Source organism: Providencia sp., from assembly GCF_003533305.1.
In the GTDB taxonomy this organism is placed as follows: Bacteria; Pseudomonadota; Gammaproteobacteria; order Enterobacterales; family Enterobacteriaceae; genus Providencia.
The window spans coordinates 154,024-164,172 of the sequence record NZ_DOEH01000023.1 but is presented as its reverse complement, the minus strand read 5'-3'; the positions used below and the strand labels follow the sequence as shown (position 1 = coordinate 164,172).

Below are 10,149 nucleotides of genomic sequence, written 5' to 3'. Positions count from 1 at the left end.
CGAAACCAACGCCCCTACAGCTTGAAGTATGACGGGTATTTTTTTATTAATTAAAAGTGAGCACCTAATGAGTATCGACATCGCTAAATACCCTACGCTGGCACTAGCCGAGACACCAGATGAACTTCGTCTGCTGCCTAAAGAGAGCTTGCCTAAGCTTTGTGATGAGCTTAGGCAATTTTTACTTAATAGCGTGGGACGTTCAAGCGGTCACTTTGCTTCCGGTCTTGGTGCCGTTGAGCTTACCGTGGCATTACATTATGTGTATAAAACCCCTTTCGACAACCTTGTCTGGGATGTTGGGCACCAAGCCTATCCACATAAGATTTTAACGGGTCGTCGCGATAGAATTGATACTATTCGCCAAAAAAATGGTTTGCACCCTTTCCCTTGGCGCGCTGAAAGTGAATATGACATTTTAAGTGTAGGTCACTCCTCAACCTCAATTAGTGCAGGTTTAGGTATGGCGATTGCCGCCAAAAAAGAGAATAAAAATCGTAAAACTGTCTGTGTAATTGGTGATGGTGCGATTACTGCGGGTATGGCTTTTGAAGCAATGAACCATGCGGGCGATGCAGAAACAGATATGTTGGTGATCCTCAATGATAACGAAATGTCTATTTCTGAAAACGTTGGCGCACTGAATAATCATTTAGCGCATCTACTCTCAGGCAAGCTGTATACTACGCTACGTGAAGGTGGCAAAAAAGTTTTCTCAGGCATTCCGCCTATTAAAGAATTATTGAAGAAAACTGAAGAGCACATAAAAGGCATGGTAGTACCTGGTACTATGTTTGAAGAATTAGGTTTTAATTATATCGGTCCTGTTGATGGCCATGATGTTGTTGCCTTAACCCAGACCTTAAAAAATATGCGAGACCTTAAAGGTCCTCAATTTTTGCATATTATGACCAAAAAAGGTCGTGGCTACGAGCCAGCAGAAAAAGATCCTATCAGCTGGCATGCAGTGCCTAAATTCGATCCAAGCACATTCACACTACCTAAAAGTAAAGAAACAGGTCCCACATTCTCTAAAATTTTTGGTGACTGGCTGTGTGAAGAAGCACGAGATGACGAAAAACTGATGGCTATCACACCAGCAATGCGTGAAGGCTCGGGTATGGTTCGTTTCTCAAAAGAATATCCTGACCAATATTTCGATGTCGCGATTGCTGAGCAGCACGCAGTTACCTTTGCCGCTGGTCTAGCTATTGGCGGTTATAAACCGATTGTAGCGATTTATTCGACTTTCTTACAACGTGGCTACGACCAAGTGATCCACGATGTGGCTATTCAAAAACTGCCCGTCATGTTTGCTATTGATCGCGCAGGAATTGTTGGCGCTGACGGACAAACCCACCAAGGATCATTTGATATTTCATTCTTACGCTGCATTCCAACTATGATCATCATGACACCGAGTGATGAAGATGAATGTCGCCAAATGTTACATACAGGATATCAATACCAAGATGGCCCAACCGCAGTTCGTTATCCAAGAGGAACGGGAACCGGTGTGGAACTTAAGCCGCTATCGCCGCTACCAATAGGTAAAGGTATTATTCGTCGTCAAGGTGAGAAAATCGCTATCTTATGCTTTGGTACTTTATTAAGCCACGCATTAGAAGCCGCTGAGCAACTCAATGCCACTGTTGTTGATATGCGCTTCGTGAAGCCACTTGATGAGGCACTAATCCTTGATATGGCAAACAACCATGAATTCATTGTGACACTGGAAGAAAATGCCATCATGGGTGGTGCAGGTAGTGGTGTTAATGAATTTTTGATGCGTGAAAAGAAAATTTTACCGGTATTAAATCTTGGATTACCTGATTTTTTTATCTCTCAAGGCAGCCAAGAAGAGCTAATCTCAGAACTTGGTCTAGATTGCGTTGGCATTGTTCGCTCGATCACCACTTATCTCGACAAACCTTAATCTTTAGTTCATTAGGCATTGCAATACGCAGTGCCTACTTCTATTTTATTGCATAAAAAGCAAACCACACCGAAGAACAGCTTCACACCGCTTGTGAGTAATAGTATTCATTTATATTACCATTTAAATATAAATAACTTTAAATCCTTTTTATTTACATTTTAAACGTATCTCAATATCATTCAATCTAATAAAAAAACATAATTAAAATTTATTTATAAGTAAAATAATTATTTTTACTTTTTATTAAAACAAGAACATCTGATTTAAATGTAAATATTACAAATAAAGGCATGCAAATTATTTTAAAATCTATTAGTATGAAGTGTATCACGGTGTTTCATGATAATTTAAATATTGAATTAATCTCATTAAACGCCCGTAGTCTGGGAATGCTTACCTTATGTATGCAGCGGCTTAGACATAAGAAAGCAAATTTATAAAAGTGATAATATTAACCGTGTTAATTTAACAAATTTAACCCGAAATTAATTAATCGATATATTTATATTCTTATTTAATAACTTAATAACAGTTATTCACCAGTCAAACTAAAATTAGCATATAGTTTCTCTTTATTAGAAGAATTTAATTATTAGATTTTGGAGTGCTTATGTGTGGACAATATATTAATGAACCCTTGTATTTATCTATTGCAAGTTGGATCTTAAAGCAAGACCGTTGGACAACAGCCCGAGAAATATCAAATAATTTTGATATTCCGCATCCTAATGCGGTCAATATTATCTCTTATATTCTTTCAGATGTGACTGAGATCCAATGTGAAATTAAAATGATACCAAATAAACTTGCAGGTAGAGGATGTCAGTGCCAAAGGCTGATTAAAGTCAAAGGTATTGATAACCAACTCTATTCTCGTCTTAGAGGCTATCAATCTGAAAAAGTAACGCTTAGCTCTCCTGCTAAAATGGCAGCGGTTCCGCCTACTGAGCTTAATAGAGAACAAAAATGGCAGTGGATGCTGTCAAAAGCACAGCGCCGTGAAGCGATTTAATATTGATCCTGTAAAACGCAGGTTTATTGAATTTTTATAACTGCGTTTTACATTATCTAATCACGTAGAACTTATTTATTTACTGCCCTTTCGGTTTGACATCTGTTGTGCCGAATAGCAAAGGACGGTTTGCCTCGATCTCAGTTAATGGCATTGTTTCTTGTAATCCTAAATGGTATCGCCCCGCTAAATCTTGATATTCTTTGGTGTTTAAACGCTTCCAATACATTTCATCATCAGTGACTCGGCGAAGATAGCGAGCGGGACTGCCCACAAGAAGCTGCCTTGTTTCCCCAACAAACCCTGCTTTCACAAAGCTCATTGCCGCCACGATACTTTCATCGCCAATAACTGCACCATCCATAATCACACTGTGCATACCAATTAATGTATCACGACCAATAATGCAACCGTGCAGTATTGCGCCATGACCAATATGACCACATTCACGAACTATTGTTTCTACATTGCTGTATCCGTGCATAATGCAACCATCTTGGATATTTGCGCCAGCTTCAATAATTAAGCGTCCATAATCGCCACGTAAAGAGGCATGTGGCCCAACAAATACACCTTCGCCAATAATAACATCCCCAATAATAACAGCTGAGGGATGGATATAAGCGGTTGGATGAACCACGGGGATCACCCCTTCAAATGCATAAAAGCTCATAATGCCTCTATTATTACGTTAAGTTTAACGACCTTTCCAGTTTGGCTCTCTTTTCTCTGCAAATGCTAAAGGTCCTTCGGTCGCATCTTCAGAGTGAAGAACATCTGGATAATTTGTTAACGTACCACTACGCATCAATTGATAGCCTTCCTCGACAGATAGCTCCGCTGTAGCACGGAAAATCTCTTTTAATGCGGCAACCGCTAATGGCGCACTCTGGGTGATTTGTTCAGCTATCTCACGTGCTTTAGTCATTAATTCATCGATAGGAACAACATAGTTAGCAATACCCCAGCGTAATGCTTCCTGCGCATCCATACGTCTGCCTGTCATCACCATTTCATTCACTATTGGCGCGGGTAATATTTTAGGTAAACGCAGGACACCGCCACTATCTGGTACGATACCTAATTGTGCTTCTGGCAAAGCAAAGCTGGCGTTTTCCGCACAAATAATCATATCTGCCGCGAGCGCAAGCTCAAATCCACCACCAAAGGCATAACCGTTTACCGCGGCAATAACAGGTTTATTCAGATTAAAAATTTCAGTTAACCCTGCGAAACCACCGGGGCCAAAATCTGCATCAGGGGCTTCGCCCTCAGCTGCAGATTTAAGATCCCAACCGGCGGAGAAAAATCGCTCCCCTGCCCCTGTAATAATCGCCACTCTCAGTGTTGGATCATCACGAAAATTCAAAAATACTTCACCCATTTTGAAGCTAGTTTTAGCATCAATCGCATTGGCTTTTGGTCTATCGAGAACAATTTCCAGTACCGATCCATTGCGTGTTACTTTTAATGATTCGCTCATAGTTCAATCCCTTAATTATTAAAATACCTTGTGCGTTAAAATTGAAAACTGACAATTAAAAGTAAAATGATCAGTTCGCTCAATTATTTCAGATGCCTTTTCAACACCTTACCAGAACAGTTACGTGGTAGATCCTGACGAACCTCAACCCATGATGGCACTTTAAATTTCGCCATTTGTTTCTCACAAAAGGCAAAGAACTCTTCCTCTGTCAAAATTGCGCCTTCTTCGAGTACAATAAATGCCTTAATAGCCTCATCACGAATATCATCTGCGACACCAATCACCGCCACATCGACAATAGCCGGATGTGATGCAATGATATTTTCAATTTCACTACAAGACACATTTTCACCACCGCGTTTAATCATGTTGCAACTTCGATCGACAAAGTAAAAAAAACCGTCGTCGTCTTGATAAGCAAAGTCGCCAGTATGTAGCCAATCATCGCTGTCATAAGCTTTTTCTGTTGCTTCGGGATTGTTGTAATAGGCTTTAAATAACGTTTTTCCTCGTTCACCTTTCACACACAGTTCACCAATGACCCCCGTAGCAACGGGCTGATTTTGTTTATCGCGAATTTGTGCTTGATAACAAAAACCTACACGGCCAATAGATGGCCAACGACGCTTATCGCCAGGTCTATCTCCAATCAAGCCCACAATGGTTTCGGTCATACCATAAGACGTTAAAAGCCGAACACCAAAACGTTCAATGAACTGGTCTTTTTCTTCATCGCTAAGATTGAGATAAAATAAAACTTCACGTAGTTGATGATTACTTTCATTGTCAGCAATAGGCTGGCTCAATAAAGTTCGCATCATCATAGGAATACATTCCGTCACTGTGGCGCGATATTTGACTATTTGCTGCCAAAAACGACGAGCACTGTATTTTTCTAATAAAACGAAGGTGGCACCAACTGAAAAAGCTGCCATTGATGCAGTACATTGACAATCAATATGAAAAGCAGGCATGACAGTTAAATACACATCATCTGAACGTAATGCGCACTGCCAAGAAGAGTAATATCCCGCAAAACGTAAATTATAATGGGTGATAACGACACCTTTAGGTTTAGATGTCGTTCCCGAGGTAAATAATATTTCAGCAGTATCACCAACGTCGATTTCAATTAATTGCGTTAATTCTGGGGAGTGCTTAGCGAGTTCATGCATAAAATCTGATATGCCATCTTGTGGTTCAAGCGGCGTATCAGAAATAAGAAAAACATGCTCAAGTATTGTGCTGTTGTCATCTAAAATACGCTGATAAATATCAGCAAAATGAGGACGAGTGACGACCATCCGAGCTTGACAATTTTCCATGATCCAAGCACTTTCTTCATATCTAAATCTTGCATTCACCGGCACCATAATTGCGCCTATTTTTGCTAGACCAAACCAGCAAAAGAAAAATTCCGGGCAATTATCTAAATGCAAAGCAACTTTGTCTCCTTTTTGTATACCATGAGCTAAAAAGAGATTTGCAGTGCGGTTAATATGTTGATTCATTTGTGAATAACTTAACTCGCGTACATTCCCTTCACAGGATTCAAAGATAAGCGCAGTTTTATTTTTATAGGTTTGAGCAAGGTCATCCCACATTTGGCGCAAATTTTGTTTACCGATTACATCCATCAATTGTTATCCCATCATTTCCCTGATGAATCTTCAGGCCAATTTAAGTTATTGACCTGATAATTCATTCAATTACTCAACAATTTTGGCCAGCCCCTTATCGACTAGCCCCCTAATATCATTTTCGTTATAACCAATATTTTTGAGGATATCGGTAGTATCCATGCCGTGTGATGGCATACCGCGCCAGATCTGCCCTGGATTATTTTTAAATTTAGGCATTACGTTAGGACCTTTACAGGTACGTCCATCCATTGCTTGCCACTCGGTAATGGATTCACGGGCAATATATTGTGGATTACTTTCAAGTTCAGGGATGGTCAAAACTTTCGCACTAGCAATGTTAATTTCAGATAACCTTGCTAGCACTTCATCTATCGAGCGAGCACCTAACCATTCGTCTAGCTTCTCTTCAACTAATGGGCCATAAGGGCATTCCACACGATGAATAAGCTGAGTGCCTTCTGGTATTTCAGGCGTTCCCAATAAATGCGCAAGACCAATGTCTTTAAAAATCTCTTGGATTTGCGAAATACCGACAATTTCCATCACGATATAACCATCGTTACAGCTATATAAACCACAACCTGCGTAGTACGGATCTTTCCCTTTGGTCATTCTTGGGCAAACTTCGCCACCATTGAAATAATCCATCATAAAATATTGCCCCATACGCAACATGACCTCGTACATGGCAACGTCAATACTTTCACCTTTTCCTGTTTCACGCGCTTTATACAATGCCGCTAATGCTGCGGTTGTTGCCGTCATACCTGAAAAATAATCAGCGGTATAAGGAAAAGCCGGCATTGGCTGGTCTTTATCACCATTTTGAATGAGGTAGCCACTAAATGCCTGAGCAATAGTGTTATAGGCTGCAAGGTTGGTATATTGCGGATCGCCATATTGACCAAACCCAGACAAGTGAGTGATAACCAATTTTGGATTATGCTGCCAAAGGACTTCGTCGGTAATACCACGTCGGGCAAAGGCAGGACCCTTACTTGCCTCAATGAATATATCGGTAGTTTCCATTAGCTTTAAGAATGCATCGCGCCCTTCATCCTTAAAAATATTCAGCGATAGTGCACGTAAATTACGGCGAGACAATTGTGGGTAGTTAGGCTGTACGCGAATCGTGTCTGCCCATGCGACGTTTTCTATCCAAATAACTTCAGCGCCCCACTCTGCAAACATTTGTCCCGCAAAGGGTCCTGCAATTTCAATCCCTGAAAAAACCACTCTGACACCAGAAAGTGGGCCAAACTGTGGCATTGGTAAATGTTCTGTCATGGTTAAATCTCCTGCGAAACTGGGTTGACCCACTAACTCAACTCTGAGCCAACCCGCGATAATTCAGCTATTAACGATACTGTTTCAGTACTGAGCGACCAAGTGTCAGTATTTGCATTTCATCAGAACCGCCAGAGACACGGTCAACACGTAAGTCACGCCAGAAGCGTGAAATTCGGTGTTCACCCGCTATACCAACACCACCAAGGACTTGCATTGCAGAGTCAACAACTTCAAATGCCGCATTTGCACAAAAGAATTTACACATGGCTGCATCACCAGAAGTGATTAAACCGTTGTCACTCTTCCATGCAGTTTCATATAACATGTTGCGCATTGAATTGAGCTTGATCGCCATATGTGCAAATTTTTCTTGAATCAGTTGATAACGACCAATGGCTTCACCAAATTGCACACGCTGATTTGCATAACGCGCCGCATCTTCAAATGCACACATCGCCGTACCGTAGTTGGTCAACGCCACCAAGAAACGTTCATGGTCGAACTCTTCTTTTACGCGATTAAAACCATTACCTTCACGACCAAACATGTCTTTTTCTTCAAGCTCGACGTTATCAAACGTGATCTCGCAGCAGCTATCCATGCGTAAACCCAGTTTTTCTAACTTGTTTACTTTGATGCCCGGTTTAGTCATATCAACAAACCATTCGGTAAAAATAGGTTTGTCAGGCGAACTTGCATCACGGCTCATCACCACCACATAAGGGGTATATGCACTACTGGTGATAAAACATTTGCTACCATTTAAGTAAACTTTGCCATCGCGACGCGTATAATTAGTTTGCAAACTACCTACGTCTGAACCTGCACCCGGTTCGGTGATCGCAGAGTTCCACATTTGTTTACCTGTACCACGAAATGCCATAATTTTATCAATTTGCTCTTGAGTTCCTTCTCTAAGCACCGTATTAAAACCACCCGGCAATTGATACAGCACATAAGTTGGCGCACCTAAGCGTCCAAGTTCCATCCAGATAGCAGCAACGGTAATAAACCCTGCATCTAAGCCACCGTGTTCTTCAGGGATCAGCAGGTTATCAATTTCCATATCGGCTAATGCTTTAACAAAGCGTTCAGGGTATTTGCTGTCACGATCACACTGTGCGAAATAACCTTCCCAGTTTTCACTGGCCATCAGCTCTCTTACCCCGGCGACAAACAGTTCTTGCTCGTCATTCAATCTAAAATCCATATCAATAACCTCTTAAATGTTGTGTCTGTATAGGTAAATTAGTTGTCTTTCCAATGCACTTTTGCATCTTTAATAAAGGAGAGCGTTACCATGATGTTGACGAAAAAAAGTGGGCATCCTCCGGCAATGATTGCGGTTTGAATCGGTTTCAATCCCCCTAAAGCCAGTAAAACAATACCGATAACACCAACTAAGACCGACCAACCGATACGAATTAATAGCGGTGGCTCTTCGCCATCTTTCACAGCACGACAAGTCGACATGGCTAACGTATAAGAACAGGCGTTTATCAATGTTACAGTGGCAATAAAGCAGAGGATGAAGAAGCCCCAAATTGTTGCAGTGCTCAATGGTAAGGCAGCCCATGTTTCAATGATGGCGCGGGCAACGCCGAACTCTTCAATCAGTTGTGGAATGTTAATTAGATTTTTATCAATCAGTTGCAGTGTGTTACTGCCTAAGATGGTCCAGAGCAACCACGTTCCTGCGGTCAGTCCTGCGACCATTCCTAGACACAGCTCACGTACGGTGCGCCCTTTTGAAATACGCGCGAGGAAAATACTCATTTGGATGGCATAGATAACCCACCACGCCCAATAGAACACGGTCCAACCTTGTGGGAAGCCGCCTTTACCGATTGGGTCGGTATAAAACAGCATACGTGGCATATACATCATTAAAGTGCCGATAGATTCAGTAAAGTAGTTCACCATAAAGCTGGCGCCACCAACGATAACAACCCATCCAAGCATTAAGAAACTGAGGTAGCTACGCACATCACTGGCAATACGTACCCCTTTTTGTAAACCAAATGCAACACAGATAGCATTCAGGATTATCCAACAAAAGATAATAATGGCATCAAGCGCTAAGGTATGTGGAATACCAAATAAGTACTGAATACACTCAGTAACAAGCGGTGTAGCCAAACCTAAGCTGGTCCCCATTGCGAGAATTAAAGCGACTAGATAAAAGTTATCGACAATTGTACCGAACCAGCCATGAGCATGTTTTTCGCCCACAAGTGGCACTAACGTACTACTTGGTCTGATAACATCCATTTTTCGGACAAAAAAGAAGTAGGCAAAAGCAACTGAAAGGAAGCTATAAGTCGCCCACGGTAAAGGCCCCCAGTGAAATAAGCTATAGGCGAGACCAATTCCTTTGGCTTGATTTGAATAAGGCTCAAAATCAAATGGCGGTGTTGAAATATAGTAATAAATTTCAATTGAGCCCCAAAAAAGTACCGCAGCGGAGGTACAAGATGCGAACATCATAAAAATCCAGCTCGCACGACTAAATTCTGGTTTTTCATCACCAAGACGTTTCTTGGCATAAGGACCAAAAATTAACCAGAACCAACCTCCGAACATGATAACCATGTACCATTCGAAGGCCCATCCCCACACATTAGTGACATAACTAAATACATCGTTGATAACGGCATTCGATGCATCTAAATCACGTACTGTTAACCAACACAATATTCCAACAATTATTAATGGCGGGAAAAAAACTTTAGGTTCTATTCCTGCCTTTTTGTTTTCTTTGCTCATAGGTGGATCCTAA

At 41.2% G+C, this 10,149-nt stretch carries 8 protein-coding genes; 2 read left to right on the top strand and 6 right to left on the bottom strand.

Features of this window, described 5'->3' with window-relative positions; all coding sequences use genetic code 11:
* Positions 1-67 precede the first annotated feature (67 nt).
* Both dxs and caiF read left to right on the top strand, forming a co-directional pair.
* Positions 68-1,936, top strand: a complete 1,869-nt coding sequence (dxs, locus tag DD649_RS15130; RefSeq protein WP_294109102.1) for a 1-deoxy-D-xylulose-5-phosphate synthase — start codon at positions 68-70, stop codon at positions 1,934-1,936.
* Between the two features lie 613 nt (positions 1,937-2,549).
* Complete coding sequence (gene caiF, locus DD649_RS15125; protein WP_294108426.1) at positions 2,550-2,951, top strand: carnitine metabolism transcriptional regulator CaiF; 402 nt, start codon at positions 2,550-2,552, stop codon at positions 2,949-2,951.
* Positions 2,952-3,030: 79 nt separating this feature from the next.
* Here the strand turns inward: caiF and caiE are convergent, their stop codons facing one another.
* From caiE to caiT, 6 genes are all read right to left on the bottom strand, one after another.
* Positions 3,031-3,624 carry a carnitine operon protein CaiE gene (gene caiE, locus DD649_RS15120; protein WP_294108424.1) on the bottom strand — a complete coding sequence of 198 codons (594 nt, stop codon included), beginning with the start codon at positions 3,622-3,624 and terminating at the stop codon, positions 3,031-3,033.
* 24 nt (positions 3,625-3,648) lie between these two features.
* Positions 3,649-4,434, bottom strand: coding sequence for a crotonobetainyl-CoA hydratase (gene caiD / locus DD649_RS15115; RefSeq protein WP_294108421.1), 786 nt, complete (start codon positions 4,432-4,434; stop codon positions 3,649-3,651).
* 83 nt (positions 4,435-4,517) lie between these two features.
* Complete coding sequence (caiC, locus tag DD649_RS15110; RefSeq protein ID WP_294108419.1) at positions 4,518-6,074, bottom strand: crotonobetaine/carnitine-CoA ligase; 1,557 nt, start codon at positions 6,072-6,074, stop codon at positions 4,518-4,520.
* A 72-nt stretch (positions 6,075-6,146) separates the two neighbouring features.
* A complete protein-coding gene (caiB, locus tag DD649_RS15105; RefSeq protein ID WP_294108417.1) occupies positions 6,147-7,367 on the bottom strand; it encodes an L-carnitine CoA-transferase in 1,221 nt (406 codons plus the stop codon).
* A gap of 70 nt (positions 7,368-7,437) precedes the next feature.
* Positions 7,438-8,580: a crotonobetainyl-CoA dehydrogenase gene (gene caiA, locus DD649_RS15100; protein ID WP_294108415.1), complete on the bottom strand. Its 1,143-nt coding sequence runs from the start codon at positions 8,578-8,580 to the stop codon at positions 7,438-7,440.
* Between the two features lie 38 nt (positions 8,581-8,618).
* Entirely contained in the window at positions 8,619-10,136 is a 1,518-nt protein-coding gene (gene caiT / locus DD649_RS15095) for an L-carnitine/gamma-butyrobetaine antiporter (protein ID WP_294108414.1), read from the bottom strand.
* Positions 10,137-10,149: the final 13 nt, after the last annotated feature.

Excerpts from the sequence above, each read along its gene's own strand:
- caiD (WP_294108421.1), bottom strand. The coding sequence starts at position 4,434 with ATGAGCGAATCATTAAAAGTAACACGCAATGGATCGGTACTGGAAATT.
- caiF (WP_294108426.1), top strand. The coding sequence starts at position 2,550 with ATGTGTGGACAATATATTAATGAACCCTTGTATTTATCTATTGCAAGT.
- caiT (WP_294108414.1), bottom strand. The coding sequence starts at position 10,136 with ATGAGCAAAGAAAACAAAAAGGCAGGAATAGAACCTAAAGTTTTTTTC.
- caiB (WP_294108417.1), bottom strand. The coding sequence starts at position 7,367 with ATGACAGAACATTTACCAATGCCACAGTTTGGCCCACTTTCTGGTGTC.
- caiA (WP_294108415.1), bottom strand. The coding sequence starts at position 8,580 with ATGGATTTTAGATTGAATGACGAGCAAGAACTGTTTGTCGCCGGGGTA.
- dxs (WP_294109102.1), top strand. The coding sequence starts at position 68 with ATGAGTATCGACATCGCTAAATACCCTACGCTGGCACTAGCCGAGACA.
- caiE (WP_294108424.1), bottom strand. The coding sequence starts at position 3,624 with ATGAGCTTTTATGCATTTGAAGGGGTGATCCCCGTGGTTCATCCAACC.
- caiC (WP_294108419.1), bottom strand. The coding sequence starts at position 6,074 with ATGGATGTAATCGGTAAACAAAATTTGCGCCAAATGTGGGATGACCTT.